Source organism: Pseudomonas sp. 2957, from assembly GCF_031456345.1.
GTDB lineage: Bacteria > Pseudomonadota > Gammaproteobacteria > Pseudomonadales > Pseudomonadaceae > Aquipseudomonas > Aquipseudomonas siliginis.
Genome location: NZ_JAVDUL010000002.1, coordinates 1,075,634 through 1,091,774 on the forward strand (window position 1 = coordinate 1,075,634; position 16,141 = coordinate 1,091,774).

General features: G+C 59.0%; 13 protein-coding genes. 4 read left to right on the plus strand and 9 right to left on the minus strand.

Annotated elements, in window-relative coordinates; genetic code table 11:
• Window positions 1-6 precede the first annotated feature (6 nt).
• On the plus strand, window positions 7-480 hold the full coding sequence (gene sulA / locus J2Y39_RS10325) for an SOS-induced cell division inhibitor SulA (RefSeq protein WP_041477346.1): 474 nt from the start codon (window positions 7-9) through the stop codon (window positions 478-480).
• 97 nt (window positions 481-577) lie between these two features.
• Here sulA and J2Y39_RS10330 read toward each other — a convergent pair whose 3' ends face one another.
• From J2Y39_RS10330 to J2Y39_RS10360, 7 genes are all read right to left on the minus strand, one after another.
• Window positions 578-811 (minus strand): hypothetical protein, encoded by a 234-nt coding sequence (locus tag J2Y39_RS10330; RefSeq protein WP_003226592.1) that lies wholly within the window; start codon window positions 809-811, stop codon window positions 578-580.
• A gap of 106 nt (window positions 812-917) precedes the next feature.
• On the minus strand, window positions 918-1,442 hold the full coding sequence (locus tag J2Y39_RS10335) for a DUF6586 family protein (RefSeq protein ID WP_236169419.1): 525 nt from the start codon (window positions 1,440-1,442) through the stop codon (window positions 918-920).
• A 144-nt stretch (window positions 1,443-1,586) separates the two neighbouring features.
• Complete coding sequence (gene topA, locus J2Y39_RS10340) at window positions 1,587-4,220, minus strand: type I DNA topoisomerase (protein ID WP_041477349.1); 2,634 nt, start codon at window positions 4,218-4,220, stop codon at window positions 1,587-1,589.
• Window positions 4,221-4,334: 114 nt separating this feature from the next.
• Entirely contained in the window at window positions 4,335-4,571 is a 237-nt protein-coding gene (locus tag J2Y39_RS10345; protein WP_041477350.1) for a DUF1653 domain-containing protein, read from the minus strand.
• Window positions 4,572-4,664: 93 nt separating this feature from the next.
• Window positions 4,665-5,840 (minus strand): acetyl-CoA C-acyltransferase FadA, encoded by a 1,176-nt coding sequence (gene fadA / locus J2Y39_RS10350; RefSeq protein ID WP_016775495.1) that lies wholly within the window; start codon window positions 5,838-5,840, stop codon window positions 4,665-4,667.
• Between the two features lie 29 nt (window positions 5,841-5,869).
• Window positions 5,870-8,017 (minus strand): fatty acid oxidation complex subunit alpha FadB, encoded by a 2,148-nt coding sequence (gene fadB, locus J2Y39_RS10355; protein WP_310217287.1) that lies wholly within the window; start codon window positions 8,015-8,017, stop codon window positions 5,870-5,872.
• Between the two features lie 527 nt (window positions 8,018-8,544).
• A complete protein-coding gene (locus J2Y39_RS10360) occupies window positions 8,545-8,982 on the minus strand; it encodes a hypothetical protein (protein WP_041477352.1) in 438 nt (145 codons plus the stop codon).
• A gap of 103 nt (window positions 8,983-9,085) precedes the next feature.
• Here J2Y39_RS10360 and J2Y39_RS10365 point away from each other — a divergent pair, with 103 nt between their 5' ends.
• On the plus strand, window positions 9,086-9,523 hold the full coding sequence (locus tag J2Y39_RS10365) for a universal stress protein (protein WP_016775498.1): 438 nt from the start codon (window positions 9,086-9,088) through the stop codon (window positions 9,521-9,523).
• 192 nt (window positions 9,524-9,715) lie between these two features.
• Here the strand turns inward: J2Y39_RS10365 and J2Y39_RS10370 are convergent, their stop codons facing one another.
• Window positions 9,716-11,638, minus strand: coding sequence for an ATP-binding cassette domain-containing protein (locus J2Y39_RS10370; protein ID WP_016775499.1), 1,923 nt, complete (start codon window positions 11,636-11,638; stop codon window positions 9,716-9,718).
• 214 nt (window positions 11,639-11,852) lie between these two features.
• Between J2Y39_RS10370 and J2Y39_RS10375 the strand changes: the two genes are divergently transcribed.
• On the plus strand, window positions 11,853-13,781 hold the full coding sequence (locus J2Y39_RS10375; protein WP_252868012.1) for a transglycosylase SLT domain-containing protein: 1,929 nt from the start codon (window positions 11,853-11,855) through the stop codon (window positions 13,779-13,781).
• A gap of 82 nt (window positions 13,782-13,863) precedes the next feature.
• Here J2Y39_RS10375 and J2Y39_RS10380 read toward each other — a convergent pair whose 3' ends face one another.
• Window positions 13,864-15,645, minus strand: coding sequence for an ABC transporter transmembrane domain-containing protein (locus tag J2Y39_RS10380; RefSeq protein ID WP_409037406.1), 1,782 nt, complete (start codon window positions 15,643-15,645; stop codon window positions 13,864-13,866).
• A 258-nt stretch (window positions 15,646-15,903) separates the two neighbouring features.
• Between J2Y39_RS10380 and J2Y39_RS10385 the strand changes: the two genes are divergently transcribed.
• Window positions 15,904-16,083, plus strand: coding sequence for a PA1571 family protein (locus J2Y39_RS10385; RefSeq protein ID WP_024013646.1), 180 nt, complete (start codon window positions 15,904-15,906; stop codon window positions 16,081-16,083).
• Window positions 16,084-16,141 lie beyond the last annotated feature (58 nt).

Genomic DNA, 16,141 nt, shown 5'->3' on the forward strand with positions numbered 1-16,141 from the left:
GGCTCCATGCAGTTCCCACACACACCTCAGCAAACACAACTGCCTTTATTTGAAGCGTTTCTGGCGCAACCGATTGCGCCGATCCTCAAAGACGTGGTCGAGCGTGACTGGAATGCCAAACCTGACGCCTTCAGTGAGCTATCACTGCGTGGTGCGGCCGGGAACTGCCTGAACCTGCTAGCGCCGATCCTGCGTGAATTGAGCGAGGATCAGGATGCGCGCTGGCTGACGCTGATCGCCCCACCCGCCAGCCTGACGCAAACCTGGCTGCGCGATGCCGGCCTGAACCGCGAACGCATCCTACTGCTGCAACCGCGTGGCACGCAGAGTGCTCAGCAACTGGCGTGCGAAGCGTTGCGACTGGGTCGCAGCCACACCGTGGTGACCTGGCTAAACCCGTTGAATGCCAATTCACGGCAACAACTGATCAGCGCCGCGCGCACGGGCGAAGCTCAGAGCCTGAACATTCGTTTGGGTTGATTGTTGAGTAATGCGCGCTGTGTGAAGCGCAGGGCTTCTCCAGGGACAGAGAAGCCGATCTGAAGCGCAAGCGACCGAGAAAAGGCCAAAGCGTGGATCAATGAAGAACCCGCGGCCCCTCTTCCTTATCAAACTCGCCTTCAACCATACGACCTGCCATCTGCACGCCGACGCTCAACATCGCTTTGGCAATTTCAACGTGCTGGCCTTGCAGGAACGCCTTGGCATCCTCGGAGAAATCCAGCGTCACCAGAGAACCTTCGTCCTCGGCCCTGCGCAGTTCGATTCGGCCGTCTGGTAACTCGACAATTTCTAGAAAGGACGTTGGCATATAAGTCTGTTCTCCACGAAAGGCAGCGATTATATAGACATCATTCGAGCTTCGCTCGGGATCTTGACCAGCAGCATGTTTCAGATTGCCACTGCGCCAAATCCAATCAGCACTCATTCAAACCTTCACGGAAACGCAGGGCCAGACCTTTAAGGTTCTGCCGCCAGCTCTCCAGCTCGTCTCGACTGAGCTCTTCTGGCGCCTCTTCTTCATCAAGATTAATCGCTTGGATCAGCGGCTGCGTCACGTCGCCTTTCGGCTTGCGTGGCGCCCTCGGTGGCTGAAACAGTGCTGCGTGCGCCGCCAGCAGTTTCGCCAGCCAGGTTTCCGGATTACCGGCTAGCTCGACCATTTCGGCCAACTCCGGAATGGCGATCGACTCCAGCACTTCGCGCGTCAACAACTCCTCTGCCCTCGGCGAATTGGCCTGCGGCAGACGATAAAAGCCGGCGATCTCATGACACAAGCCCAGCAGTGCGCCGTAGAGGTGGAACAACGCCGACTCACGCCCGGCCTGGATCAGCGCCAGAGAATTCATCGCCCGCCCTTCTTCAGCACGAGCCAGAGCTTCGAGTGACAGGCCGGCGAAATAGATCTTCTGGTTGGTGCGGGTATAGAGTTCGTGGGCCATGACGGCAGCCTCCACAACGAAATAATTGCTTCACACAGGCCCGGCAGTGTCATGGATCAGCCGATGCCAGCGCAAGCACAAAACAAAAAGGCCGCATGAAAACCCGAAGGGTTCATGCGGCCTTTTTGCTGTTCAGACTAGCGCTTACTCAGCCTTGGCCTTTGCGCTGCGCTTGTCTTCAACAGTCCACTTGCCACCGTCGTAATACGCTTTCCAGCCTGTCGGCTTGCCGTCGACTTCGGTCTGTACGTATTGCTCCTTGGTCTTGCGGCTGTAGCGGATGACCGCTGGCAGACCGTCAGGATCCTTTTGCGGAGCCTCGCACAGGAAGTGGTACTTCGGATCAATCTCGTCCTTATGCGGCAGAATCTCGATCACCAACGGAGCGCGGGTCTCGCGGTTTTTCGGGAACTGACTGGCGGCCAGGAACAGACCGGACGCACCGTCGCGCAGGATGTAGGTGTCGTTGACCTTTTCGCATTTCAGCTCAGGCATCTTCACCGGGTCCATCTTCGGCGGTGCCGCGTCACCGCTCTTCAGCAGCTTGCGGGTGTTCTTGCACTCCGGGTTGGTGCAACCGAAGAACTTGCCGAAACGGCCGGTCTTGAGCTGCATTTCGCTGCCGCACTTATCGCATTCCAGGCTCGGACCTTCATAGCCCTTGATGCGATAGCTGCCTTCTTCAATTTCGTAACCGGCGCAATCCGGGTTGTTGCCGCAGATATGCAACTTGCGCTTCTCGTCCAGCAGGTAGGCGTCCATCGCCGTGCTGCAGATCGGGCAGCGATGCTTGCCACGCAGTACCAGCGATTCCGATTCGCCCTCGTCGTCCGCTGCGATTTCATCGCCCGGCACCAGGTTGACGGTGGCCTTGCAGCGCTCTTTCGGCGGCAGGCTGTAGCCCGAACAGCCGAGGAACACGCCAGTCGATGCGGTACGAATCTGCATCGGACGACCGCAAGTGGTGCACGGAATGTCAGTCATGACCGGCTGGTTGGCGCGCATGCCGCTGTCCGGGTTTTCCGCTACTTCGAGTTTCTTCTTGAAGTCGCCATAGAACTCGTCCAGCACGTTTTTCCAGTCGCGCTCGCCCTGCGCCACGTCATCGAGGTTCTCTTCCATGCCGGCGGTGAAGCCGTAGTCCATGAGATTGGAGAAGCTCTCGGACAGACGTTCGGTGACGATGTCACCCATCTTTTCCGAGTAGAAACGACGGTTGTGCAGGGTCACATAACCGCGATCCTGAATGGTCGAAATGATCGCAGCGTAAGTCGAAGGACGACCGATGCCGCGTTTTTCCATCTCCTTGACCAGACTGGCTTCGGAATAACGCGCCGGTGGCTTGGTGAAATGCTGCGACGGGTCAAGCTTGATCAGCTTCATCACATCGCCCTGGGCCATGTCGGGCAGCACGTCATCATCGCCAGGCTTGGCAATTTGCGGCATCACCCGGGTGTAACCGTCGAACTTGAGGATACGGCCCTTGGCACGCAGCTCGAAGTCGCCAGCGCCGACGCTGACGGTGGTCGACAGGTATTGAGCCGGCAGCATCTGGCAGGCTAGGAACTGGCGCCAGATCAGCTCGTACAGACGCTCGGCATCGCGCTCCATACCCGCCAGCTTGCTCGGCGTGGTGTTGGCGTCGGACGGACGAATCGCTTCGTGAGCCTCTTGCGCGCCTTCCTTGCTGCTGTAGACGTTCGGCGTTTCCGGCAGGTACTTCTTGCCGAACTCGTCTTCGATGTAAGTGCGCGCCATCGCCACGGCGTCGGCCGAGAGATTGGTCGAGTCGGTACGCATGTAAGTGATGTAGCCGGCTTCGTACAGACGCTGGGCCATCATCATGGTTTTCTTCACGCCGAAACCGAGGCGGTTGCTCGCAGCCTGCTGCAAGGTCGACGTGATGAACGGCGCCGACGGCTTGCTGCTGGTCGGTTTGTCTTCGCGCTTGACGATGCTGTAGCTGGAGGACTTGAGCTTCTCCAGCGCAGCCATGGCCTGGGCTTCGTTCAGCGGCTTGAAGGCTTCGCCTTTTTCGCGAGCCACTTCGAAACGCACGGTCGAGCCTTTGGTGGTGCCGAGATCAGCGTGCACTTCCCAGTATTCTTCGGGATTGAACGCACGGATTTCACGCTCACGCTCGACTACCAGCTTCACCGCAACCGATTGCACGCGACCGGCGGACAGACCACGGGCGATCTTGGCCCACAGCAGCGGCGAGACCATGTAGCCGACGACGCGGTCGAGGAAGCGACGCGCCTGCTGGGCGTTGACACGATCAATGTCCAGCTCGCCCGGCTCGGAGAAGGCTTCCTGGATCGCCTTCTTGGTGATTTCGTTGAACACCACGCGCTTGTAACGGCTGTCGTCACCACCGATGGCTTCGCGCAGGTGCCAGGCAATGGCTTCCCCCTCGCGATCCAAGTCGGTTGCGAGATAGATGGTGTCAGCATCCTTGGCGAGCCGGCGCAGCTCTTCGATGACCTTTTCTTTGCCCGGGAGGATCTCGTACTGGGCTTTCCAGCCGTGTTCGGGATCGACGCCCATGCGCGAGACCAGCTGCTTGCGCGCTTTCTCTTTCGGCGAGAGCACCGGACCTTCGCCCGCAGCAGCCTTGCCGCGCTTGGCGGCTGGCTCTTTGCTGGCGCTAGCCGAACCGCTGGTGGGCAGGTCTCGGATATGGCCGATACTCGACTTCACCACGTATTGGTTACCCAGATACTTGTTGATGGTCTTGGCCTTAGCCGGGGATTCCACAATGACCAGCGATTTGCCCATGGATCAGAAAATTCCTGAATTCTAGAAGTGAAAGGCGGTTGGCGCCTGACGCGGCACCGCTATATATAGTTGATACAAGGTGAGGTCAAGCGCAGGGTTGTCTGCGCAGTCGCCTCATGCCTTGTCAAAGACGCTCGGTTCGGCCTGCACCAAAGCAAAGCGCGGCACCTGCTCGCCGTCAACCTCGACCGACTCGACGAACATGCTCAGCGGGCGCACCCAAAAGCCGTAATCGCCATACAGGGCTTGGTAAAAGACCACTTCTTCTTCGGTTTCGGAATGCCGCGCAACACTGAATACACGGTATTGCGGACCTTTGTAATGTTGGTAGAGCCCAGGTTGTATCGGCATGCTTCGGCCCTCACTGAAATCTTTTCAAAAATAAATAAAAAACCCAAAAACAAAAACCGGGGCACTGGGCCCCGGCTTCCATCGACGAGACGCTTAAACGCGTTCGAAGACGGTGGAGATGCCTTGGCCGAGACCAATGCACATAGTGGCCACCCCGAAGGTGCCGCTATTCTGCTTCATCACGTTCAACAGGGTGCCGGAAATACGTGCACCGGAGCAACCGAACGGGTGACCCAGGGCGATCGCGCCGCCGTGCAGGTTAACCTTCTCGTTCATCTTGTCGAGCACTTTCAGATCTTTCAGCACTGGCAGAGCCTGTGCGGCGAAAGCTTCGTTGAGCTCGAAGAAGTCGATATCGTTGATGCCAAGGCCTGCGCGCTTCAGGGCTTTTTGTGTTGCCGGCACTGGACCATAGCCCATGATTGCCGGATCCACACCTGCCACTGCCATCGAACGGATCACCGCCATAGGCTGGATACCCAGGTCCTGGGCACGCTGCGCCGACATCACGATCATGCACGAAGCACCGTCAGTGATCTGCGACGAAGTACCGGCAGTCACGGTGCCGCCCTTTGGATTGAATGCCGGCTTCAGCGCCGCCAGACTTTCCAGGGTGGTTTCCGGACGAATGGTTTCGTCGTAGTCGTACAGTTTCAGGAAACCGTTCTCGTCGTAACCCTGCATCGGGATGATTTCGTCCTTGAACTTGCCTTCCACGGTTGCCTTGTGGGCCAACTGGTGGGAACGCACGCCAAAGGCATCCTGCTGCTCACGGGTGATGCCGTGCATCTTGCCGAGCATTTCAGCGGTCAGGCCCATCATGCCCGAGGCTTTTGCCGCGTACAGCGACATGTGCGGGTTCGGATCGACACCGTGCATCATGCTCACGTGGCCCATGTGCTCGACGCCGCCGACCACGAACACGTCACCGTTGCCGGTCATGATCGCTTGCGCAGCAGTGTGCAGCGCGCTCATCGACGAACCGCACAGACGGCTGACGGTCTGGCCGGCCGAAGTGTGCGGAATCTGGGTCATCAGCGACGCCATGCGCGCGATGTTCCAGCCCTGCTCCAGGGTCTGGTTGACGCAGCCCCAGATCACGTCCTCGACTTCCGCCGGGTCGACCTTGCTGTTGCGTTCCAGCAGTTTGCTGATCAGGTGCGCCGACATGTCTTCAGCGCGGGTGTTGCGGTGCATGCCGCCCTTGGAGCGGCCCATCGGAGTACGACCGAAGTCGACAATCACGACGTCTCTAGGATTCAAGCTCATAAGTTCACTCTCACTCTAGTTGGGGGCGCTTAACCGAAGAAGCTCTGGCCGTTTTTGGCCATTTCGCGCAGCTTCGCGGTCGGGTGGTACAGCGCGCCCAAATCAGCGTACTGGTCAGCCAGGGCAACGAGCTCGGCAACACCGATCGAATCGATGTAGCGCAGCGCACCGCCACGGAATGGAGGGAAACCGATACCGTAGACCAGACCCATGTCGGCTTCGGCGGCGGTTTCAACGATGCCGTCTTCCAGGCAGCGCACGGTTTCCAGGCACAGCGGGATCATCATCCAGTTGATGATGTCTTCGTCAGTGACTTCGCGCTGCTCGTAAACGATCGGCTTGAGCACTTCGAGTACCGACGGATCGGCGACTTTCTTCTGCTTGCCTTTCTTGTCGGCCTCGTAGGCGTAGAAGCCCTTGCCGTTCTTCTGGCCCAGGCGTTTGGCTTCGTACAGCACGTCGATGGCCGAACGACGGTCATCCTTCATGCGATCCGGGAAACCTTCAGCCATGACGTCGCGACCGTGGTGACCGGTGTCAATGCCGACCACGTCCATCAGGTACGCAGGGCCCATCGGCCAGCCGAATTTTTCCATGACCTTGTCGATACGCACAAAGTCGACACCGGCGCTGACCAGCTTGGCAAAACCGCCGAAGTACGGGAACAGCACGCGGTTGACCAAAAAGCCCGGGCAGTCATTGACGACGATCGGGTTCTTGCCCATTTTCTTCGCGTAGGCAACTGTGGTGGCGATGGCCAGTTCGCTGGACTTCTCGCCACGGATCACTTCCACCAGCGGCATCATGTGCACCGGGTTGAAGAAGTGCATGCCGACGAAGTTTTCCGGACGCTTGAGGGCCTTGGCCAGCAGGCTGATGGAAATGGTCGAGGTGTTGGACGCGAGGATGGTGTCCTCTTTGACCTTGTCTTCGACTTCAGCCAGTACCGCTTGCTTGACCTTCGGGTTTTCGACCACAGCTTCAACGACCAGATCGACGTGACCGAAGTCGCCGTAGGACAGGGTCGGACGAATGCCGTTAAGCACTTCAGCCATCTTCGCAGCGGTCATGCGACCCTTGTCAACGCGGCCGACCAGCAGCTTGGCGGCTTCGGCCAGACCCTGCTCGATACCGTGCTCGTTGATGTCCTTCATCAGGATCGGCGTGCCTTTGGAGGCCGACTGATAAGCGATACCGCCACCCATGATGCCGGCGCCGAGTACGGCAGCCTGCTTCACGTCTTTGGCGATTTCGTCGTAGGCCTTGGCCTTTTTCTTCAGCTCCTGATCGTTCAGGAACAGGCCGATCAGGCTCTGTGCGGCAGAGGTCTTGGCCAGTTTGACGAAGCCTGCAGCTTCCACTTCCAGCGCTTTGTCGCGACCGAAGTTCGCGGCTTTCTGGATGGTCTTGATCGCTTCAACCGGCGCCGGGTAGTTCGGGCCGGCCTGGCCAGCCACGAAACCTTTGGCGGTTTCGAAAGCCATCATTTGCTCAATGGCGTTCAACTTGAGTTTTTCAAGTTTCGGCTGACGCTTGGCCTTGTAATCGAACTCGCCGGAGATGGCGCGCTTGATCAGTTCAAGGGCAGCTTCCTGCAGCTTCTCTGGAGCAACCACGGCGTCGACGGCGCTGACTTTCAGGGCGTCTTCAGGACGGTTTTCCTTGCCGGCGGCAATCCACTCGATGGCGTTGTCGACACCGATCAGGCGTGGCAGACGCACAGTACCGCCGAAGCCTGGGTAGATGCCCAGTTTGACTTCCGGCAGACCGATCTTGGCCTTGGTGGACATGACGCGATAGTCAGCCGCCAGGCACATTTCCAGACCGCCACCGAGGGCGATGCCGTTGATGGCCGCGACGGTCGGCACGTTGAGGTCTTCGAAATCGCTGAAAATCTTGTTGGCTTCGAGATTGCCTGCAACCAGCTCGGCATCCGGCAGCTTGAAGTTGTCGACAAATTCGGTGATGTCGGCGCCGACGATGAACACGTCCTTGCCGCTGCTGACGATCACGCCCTTGATCGAAGCATCTGCCTTGATGGTGTCTACGGCCTGACGCAGTTCGTTCAGGGTTAGACGGTTGAACTTGTTGACGGACTCACCCTTGAGGTCGAATTTCAATTCGACGATGCCACTTTCAAGAGCTTTAACCGTGATGGCTTTACCTTCGTAAATCATCAACTGATCTCCACGATATGGAAGCTGAACAGTACACGTCGGACGCAGGCATATGGCTCAGAAGGACGCTTTGTTCGTCGATGCTGACACCTGTCCGCCTGGCACACCCGCCAACGCGATAGTCGGGATTCTGTAGGAGCAGTCTGTAAGACAAACGCTCAATTCATACGCCCGTTTGATTCGGGTACGTCACCTTCACGGAATTTCAGACAATTGTCAATCGCCCTAAATTCGGGCTGAAATGCGACTTTGCGGTCATTTCTGCACCATGATGAGCAGCAACACCCGTCTCGATGTTCAGCCATTCATAGAATCAATAGTTAGAAAAGTCGCCCTAATTTCCGCCGAGCCCTGTTCAGAAGGCTACGCTGGGTGGACTGCGAGGAAATTTGCCGAGGCGATCAAAGCGCCTGCCGCAAAAAAAGATTACCGGCCTGCCTGGCCAATCCGCCCGACGAATCATGTCGGGCTTTTTATTGCGCGTCTGCCGGACGTTTCACACCGTTGCAGTGAGAAAAGTCCGCGCATCACGCCAGTGCTTTCAGGGTCGCGTCGATATCCTGCAGAACCGTCGCCTCGCCCTTCTCGCCCCAGTACAAGGCGATCATCTGCTTGTCCGCTTCGATCTTGAAAACATTGCCCGGCAATTTTTCGAAATAATCGAGCAGGATCCGGTCATCGCAGACTTCTTGCCATTGATTGACCCACACGCCCGGGGTTTTCTGCCAATAGGTCCAGCACGCCGGTTGGCTGCCACGCCGCGGCCGATGGTACTGGGCGCAGGGATTCGGCGGCTCCGGCAGCAGCCAGTGCGGCCACTCCTGCGGCGCCAGCTGCATGGCCAGGCCGATGCGTCGCGCCTCCATGCGCAGGGCCATGCGCCCGCTCTGCGTTCGCGATGGGCGCAACCATGCCAGTGGACTTAAAACTACCAGCAGGATTGACACCACCAGCCAGACCGTCATATCTGTACTCCCGATTTTTGATGAGCCCATTGTGTCACTTGCGAACCAATGCGCTTGAAACCAGCCATACTTACCAATATCGAACCCTCAGGAGGAGCACCTCATGCCCTACCACCACATACTGGTCGCCGTAGATCTGACCGAAGAGTGCGACCCTGTGATCCACCGCGCCCGCGAGCTGTCGGTGAGCAACGCTGCCAAGTTGTCGCTGGTGCATATCGTTGAACCGATGGCCATGGCCTTCGGTGGCGACGTGCCAATGGACCTGTCACAACTGCAACAACAGCAGTTCGATCAGGCCAAGGAGCGTCTTGAAAAACTCAAATCGAAATACCCCGAGCTCGAAGGCGCCAATTGCCATCTGACCTACGGCCAGCCACGCCAGGAAATCCATCATTTCGCCAAGGAACAAGCGTGCGATCTGATCGTGGTCGGAAGCCATGGCCGTCATGGCTTGGCACTGCTGCTCGGCTCGACCGCGAATGACGTGCTGCACGGTGCGCCATGCGATGTGCTGGCGGTACACCTGGTCAAACGCTGATCTGTCTTGCTCTTTGTGGGAGCGAGCCTGCTCGCGAATACGTCGGCACATTCAATATGAGTGCCGCCTGACACACGGCTTTCGCGAGCAGGCTCGTTCCCACAGTTGACCTGCTCCAGCCTGTAGATCGCGTTACATATGAAAAGCCCGGCGCTCATCACTGAGCGCCGGGCTTTTTCACATCAGGAGCAATCAGGCATCCAGCTCGGCCCAACGCTCCACCAACGCATCCAGCTCGGCCTGCAATTGCTCCAGCGAAGCAATCACCTTGGCCGTTTCCGCCGGCGGACGCTGATAGAAACCGGCTTCAGCCATTTCCGCTTCAACCGCGGCGATTTGCTGCTCCTTGGCGTCGATGTCGCCCGGCAAGGCTTCCAGCTCACGCTGCAGCTTGTAGCTGAGTTTCTTCTTGGCAACCGGAGCGGCAGCCGCAGGCGCAGCCACCGGAGCCGGCTCAGCGCTAACCACCGCCGAGTTCAGGTCAGCCTTGCCCGACTTGCTTTCAGTCACGCCCAACAGACGCGGCGAACCGCCCTGACGGATCCAGTCCTGATAGCCGCCGACGTATTCACGAACCTTGCCTTCACCTTCGAAGACCAGGGTGCTGGTCACCACGTTATCGAGGAATGCCCGGTCGTGGCTGACCATCAGCACGGTGCCGTTGAAAGTCAGCAGCACTTCTTCGAGCAGCTCGAGAGTTTCCACATCGAGGTCGTTGGTCGGTTCGTCGAGCACCAGCAGGTTCGCCGGTTTGCTGAACAGCTTCGCCAGCAACAGACGCGCACGTTCACCACCCGACAACGCCTTGACCGGCGTGCGTGCACGCTGCGGGCTGAACAGGAAGTCGCCGAGATAGCTCAGCACGTGACGGCTCTGCCCGTCGATGTCGATGAAGTCGCGACCTTCGGCGACGTTGTCGATCACCGTTTTTTCCAGATCCAGCTGATGGCGCAACTGGTCGAAATACGCCACGTCGATGCGCGTGCCCTCTTCCACTTTACCGCTGGTCGGTTGCAGACCGCTGAGCATCAGTTTCAACAGGGTGGTCTTGCCGGTACCGTTGGCGCCGAGCAGACCGATACGGTCGCCGCGCTGCAGGACCATGGAGAAATCCTTGATCAGGAACGGCCCGCCCGGATGCGCGAAGCTCACGTTCTCGAGGACCATCACCTGCTTGCCGGATTTGTCGGCGGTTTCCAGCTGGATGTTGGCCTTGCCGGTACGCTCGCGACGCTCACTGCGCTCAACGCGCAGGGCTTTCAGGGCGCGCACGCGACCTTCGTTACGAGTGCGGCGGGCCTTGATGCCCTGACGGATCCAGACTTCTTCCTGAGCCAGACGCTTGTCGAACAGCGCGTTGGCGGTTTCTTCAGCGGCCAGCGCAGCTTCTTTGTGCACGAGGAAACTGGCGTAGTCGCCGTTCCAGTCAATCAGCCCGCCGCGATCCAGTTCGAGAATGCGCGTGGCGAGGTTTTGCAGGAAGGAACGGTCGTGGGTGATGAACAGCACGGCGCCCTGGAAATCTTTCAGCGCCTCTTCGAGCCAGGCAATCGCACCGATGTCCAGGTGGTTGGTCGGTTCGTCGAGCAGCAGCAGATCCGGTTCGGACACCAGCGCCTGCGCCAGCAGCACGCGACGACGCCAGCCGCCGGAGAGTTCGGCGAGAGTCTTGTCGGCCGGCAGTTGCAGACGGCTCAGGGTGCTGTCGACCAGCGTTTGAAGGCGCCAGCCATCACGGGCTTCGAGGTCGTGCTGAACGTGCATCAGCTTGTCCAGATCGGCGTCGGTGACGATGTTCTGGCTCAGGTGATGATATTCGGCGAGCAAGGCGCCAACACCATCGAGGCCTTCAGCCACCACGTCGAATACCGTCCGGTCGTCGGCAACTGGCAATTCTTGCGGCAATTCGCCGATTTTCAGACCGGGGGCACGCCACACCGAGCCGTCATCGGGCTTCTGGTCGCCCTTGACCAGTTTCATCATGCTGGACTTGCCAGTGCCGTTGCGGCCGATGATGCACACCCGCTCACCACGGGCGATCTGCCAGGACACCTTGTCCAACAACGGCATAGCGCCGAACGCAAGGGACACATCGCTGAATTTGAGCAGGGTCATGAGCTTCTCCAAAAACCGGGCGCGCATTCTACCTGACTTGAGGCTTCAGCAGGCCGGCAATTTGTCTGTCGAAGCACTCTGCACAACATTTGTTGCGAACTTGTGCAGCGAGGCTCGCAAAGCTTTCGCCGCTTGCTGGCAAAAGGCTAAGCTACAGTCAATTCAGTGCGGATTCCGATCGGCACTTGTCATGATTTCTCTGCCCGGATGTCTCATGCGCAGTCGCCTTTTCAGTGTTTTGTCCTGCTTGTTTCTTACCGCCGCTGCCGCTCAATCCGTCCAGGCGGTGGACTTGTCCACCCAACGTCAGTATTACGATGAAGCCAAGCGCGCCTTGGCCAAGGGTGATACCGGCCCGTATTTCCGTTACAGCCAGGCGCTGGCCGATTATCCGCTGGAACCGTATCTGGCCTACGACGAACTGACCGCGCGTCTGAAGACCGCGAGCAACGCAGAAATCGAGAAATTCCTCGCCGAACACGGTGACCTGCCGCAAGCCAACTGGATGAAGCTGCGCTGGTTGCGCTGGCTCGCCGACCGTGGCGACTGGGCGACCTTCGTCAAGTATTACGATCCGAAGCTGAATTTCACTGAGCTCGACTGCCTCAACGCGCAATACCAAATCAGCCACGACAAGAAGGCTGAAGGCTATGCCAACGCAGAAAAACTCTGGCTGACCGGCAAATCGCAACCCGCCGCCTGTGACGCGCTGTTCGGCATCTGGGCTGCCGACGGCCAGCTTACCGAGCAGAAACGCTGGGAGCGCACCAAGCTTGCCGCACAGGCCCGCAACTATCCGCTGGCCAACAGTCTGATCAACGGCCTGACCACCCTCGCCCCGCGCGGTCGTTTGCTGGTCGACGTGGCGCAGAAACCCGAATTGCTCAATCAGCCGTCGCGCTTCAGCCCGGCCGACGAGCCGATGTCAGACGTCGTCAGCCTCGGCTTGCGCCGCCTCGCCCGGCAGGATCCGGACAAGGCCATGGCTTTGCTCGACGGTTACGCCAGCAGCATGCATTTCTCTCGCGATGAGAAAGTCGCGATCGCTCGCGAGATCGGCCTGACCCTCGCGCGCCGCTTCGACAGCCGCGCGCTGGACGTGATGACCAAATACGATCCGGAGCTGCGCGACAACACCGTCTCGGAATGGCGCCTGCGCCTGCTGCTGCGTCTGGCACGCTGGAACGATGCCTACGAATTGACCAAACGTCTGCCGCAAGACCTGGCCACCACCAACCGTTGGCGCTATTGGCAGGCGCGCAGTCTGGAACTGGCCGAGCCACAAAACCCGCAAGCGCTGACCCTGTACAAGAATCTGGCGCGGGAACGAGACTTCTACGGCTTCCTCGCCGCAGACCGTTCACAGTCGCCTTACTCGCTGAACAACAAGCCGCTGGTGCTCAGCCAGGCGTTGATCAACAAGGTTCGTAACACCCCCGGCGTGCGGCGCGCGCTGGAGTTTCATGCACGCGGGCAGATCGTCGACGGGCGTCGCGAGTGGTATCACGTCAGCCGTCATTTCAACCGCGATGAAATGGTCGCCCAGGCCAAACTGGCCTACGACCTGAAATGGTACTTCCCGGCGATTCGCACCATCAGTCAGGCGCAGTACTGGGACGATCTGGACATCCGCTTCCCGATGGCTCACCGCGATACCCTCGTGCGTGAAGCCAAGGTTCGCGGCCTGCATTCGAGCTGGGTGTTCGCCATCACCCGGCAGGAAAGCGCCTTCATGGACGACGCGCGCTCCGGCGTCGGCGCCAGCGGTCTGATGCAACTGATGCCAGCCACCGCCAAGGAAACCGCACGCAAATTCAGCATCCCCCTGGCTTCGCCGCAGCAGGTGCTCAATCCAGACAAGAACATTCAGCTCGGCGCCGCTTACCTCAGCCAGGTGCACAGCCAGTTCAACGGCAACCGCGTGCTCGCCTCCGCCGCTTATAACGCCGGGCCAGGCCGCGTGCGTCAGTGGCTGCGCGGCGCTGATCACCTGAGTTTCGACGTCTGGGTGGAAAGCATCCCGTTCGACGAAACCCGTCAATACGTGCAGAACGTGTTGTCCTACTCGGTGATCTACGGGCAAAAGCTCAACTCGCCGCAACCGCTGGTGGATTGGCATGAGCGGTATTTTGACGATCAGTAATCACCAGGCTGACGCCGGATCATGAAAAATGCCCGTATCGTGAGATGCGGGCATTTTTTTGGTCGGTTACTTGGTCGATTGCTCAGTCTGCTGTGACAGATCGACCATCATTGAACTGCAACGCCGCCAGCCGTGCGTACAGCGGATTGCTGGCGATCAACTCCTGATGTGTCCCCACCGCTACCAGCTTGCCTTGATCCATCACCGCAATCCGGTCAGCGTTCTTCACCGTGGCCAGCCTGTGAGCGATCACTAGCGTGGTGCGGTTTTCCATCAGCGTTGGCAGGGCCTGCTGGATCAGATGTTCGCTCTGTGCGTCGAGGGCGCTGGTGGCTTCGTCAAGGAGCAGGATCGGCGCGTCCACTAGCAAGGCGCGGGCAATGGCCAGACGTTGGCGCTGACCGCCGGACAACCCGAGGCCGCCATCTCCCAGATGAGTCTGATAGCCGTCCGGCATTTGTTCGATGAAGTCGTGGGCGTGGGCAATTCGCGCAGCTTCCTTGACCTGCTCAAGCGTGGCCGTCGGGCAGCCGTAGCAAATGTTGTCCTCCACGCTGCCGAAAAACAACGCGGGGGTTTGCGAGACCAGGGCGAAACAGCGGCGCAGATCCAGCGGGTCAAGGCTGGTCAGCGGCACGCCATCGAGGAAAATCTGCCCCTCGCGTGGATCGTAGAAGCGCAGCAACAAATCGTAGACCGTAGACTTGCCCGCACCCGACGGCCCCACTAATGCCAAGGTCTCGCCCGCCCTCACCGTCAGATTCAAGCCATCGACGGCGTAGCTTTCCGGACGCGAGGGGTAGGAAAAGCGCACGTCGCGCAGCTCAAGTTCACCTTTGACTCGCGCTGGCAGAGTGACCAGTCCGGTCAACGGGGGCTGGATGATGTTTTCCGAACGCAGCAATTCTGCGATCCGCTCCGCTGCGCCAGCAGCGCGCTGCAGCTCGCCGATCACTTCGCTCAGCGTGCCGAACGCACTGCCGACAATCAGGCTGTAGAAAACGAACGCCGCCAGTTCCCCAGCCGAAATCCGCCCCGCCATCACATCCATGCCGCCGACCCACAACATCACCGCCACCGCGCCAAGCACCAGCACGATCACTAGCGTGATCAACCACGCCCTCTGGAAGATCCTCTTACGCGCGGTTTCAAACGCCTGCTCGACGGTAGAAGCGAAACGCTGCTCGTCCTGCACTTGATGGTTGTAGGCCTGCACGGTTTTGATCTGACCAAGGGTTTCCGACACATAGCTGCCAATGTCGGCGATACGGTCCTGGCTCTGGCGCGACAGATTGCGCACACGGCGGCCGAAAATCAGGATCGGCGCGATCACCAGCGGCAGTGCAATCACGACAATGCTGGTCAACTTCGGATTGGTGATGAACAGCAACACCACACCACCGATGACCATCAGCAGATTGCGCAGGAACAGCGAGAGCGACGAGCCGATCACCGATTGCAGCAGCGTGGTATCAGCGGTCAGGCGCGACTGGATTTCCGAGCTGCGGTTATCCTCATAAAAGCCCGGATGCAGATACACCAAGTGATTGAACACTTGGCGGCGAATGTCGGCGACCACGCGCTCGCCTATCCACGACACCAGATAGAAACGGGCAAAGGTGCCCAGCGCCAGTCCGAGCACCAGCAACATGAAAATCCCGATCGACTGATTGAGCAGATGCGGCGAACGGGTCATGAAACCCTGGTCTACCAACAACTTGATGCCCTGCCCCATCGACAAGGTGATGCCGGCGGTGACGATCAGCGCGAGCAGTGCGCCGAAGGCATGCCAGCGGTACGGCAGGAGAAAATGACTGGTCAGGCGCAGGGCACGCCGGTGTCGGGAAGAAAACATGGAGATCATGGAGTTCACGTCTGCGCAGATGGATCGGGCCAGCCTACAGACTCAGATGGGGTGGAACTCTGTAAATCACAATGAGTCAGGTTAAATATGCCCGGGATGTCCGGATGCTAGAAACGATTGGTCTAAGGTTGCGGTTGAGACGAGCGGTCATTTCTGTTTGAGTAGAGATGCCGCCCGCCGACAGACCGCAGGGAGTTGTCACAGCCTGGTCACGTGGCGGTTTTAACTTAGGCACACAACCTGATGAGGAGACAGGCCATGTCCTTGCAACACAGCAGCGAAGACAAGATTGAAGTGATCCGCACCAAACCCGACCAGTCTCTGGGTTGCTCGATTATCGATGAGCAGGGCCGCGAAGTACCGATCACTGAAGACATGATCCAGGACGCGTGCCGCGAACTGGAGAAGCGATTGGTCAAGCCTGCCGAACAAGAGTGATGTAGCCACCGTCTTCCTGACCCGGCCCTGATTGGCCGGGTTTTTTATATCTGCAATT

What these genes read in the sequence shown, in the direction of transcription:
- sulA (WP_041477346.1), top strand. Translation starts at nt 7, where the DNA reads ATGCAGTTCCCACACACACCTCAGCAAACACAACTGCCTTTATTTGAA.
- J2Y39_RS10330 (WP_003226592.1), bottom strand. Translation starts at nt 811, where the DNA reads ATGCCAACGTCCTTTCTAGAAATTGTCGAGTTACCAGACGGCCGAATC.
- J2Y39_RS10335 (WP_236169419.1), bottom strand. Translation starts at nt 1,442, where the DNA reads ATGGCCCACGAACTCTATACCCGCACCAACCAGAAGATCTATTTCGCC.
- topA (WP_041477349.1), bottom strand. Translation starts at nt 4,220, where the DNA reads ATGGGCAAATCGCTGGTCATTGTGGAATCCCCGGCTAAGGCCAAGACC.
- J2Y39_RS10345 (WP_041477350.1), bottom strand. Translation starts at nt 4,571, where the DNA reads ATGCCGATACAACCTGGGCTCTACCAACATTACAAAGGTCCGCAATAC.
- fadA (WP_016775495.1), bottom strand. Translation starts at nt 5,840, where the DNA reads ATGAGCTTGAATCCTAGAGACGTCGTGATTGTCGACTTCGGTCGTACT.
- fadB (WP_310217287.1), bottom strand. Translation starts at nt 8,017, where the DNA reads ATGATTTACGAAGGTAAAGCCATCACGGTTAAAGCTCTTGAAAGTGGC.
- J2Y39_RS10360 (WP_041477352.1), bottom strand. Translation starts at nt 8,982, where the DNA reads ATGACGGTCTGGCTGGTGGTGTCAATCCTGCTGGTAGTTTTAAGTCCA.
- J2Y39_RS10365 (WP_016775498.1), top strand. Translation starts at nt 9,086, where the DNA reads ATGCCCTACCACCACATACTGGTCGCCGTAGATCTGACCGAAGAGTGC.
- J2Y39_RS10370 (WP_016775499.1), bottom strand. Translation starts at nt 11,638, where the DNA reads ATGACCCTGCTCAAATTCAGCGATGTGTCCCTTGCGTTCGGCGCTATG.
- J2Y39_RS10375 (WP_252868012.1), top strand. Translation starts at nt 11,853, where the DNA reads ATGCGCAGTCGCCTTTTCAGTGTTTTGTCCTGCTTGTTTCTTACCGCC.
- J2Y39_RS10380 (WP_409037406.1), bottom strand. Translation starts at nt 15,645, where the DNA reads ATGATCTCCATGTTTTCTTCCCGACACCGGCGTGCCCTGCGCCTGACC.
- J2Y39_RS10385 (WP_024013646.1), top strand. Translation starts at nt 15,904, where the DNA reads ATGTCCTTGCAACACAGCAGCGAAGACAAGATTGAAGTGATCCGCACC.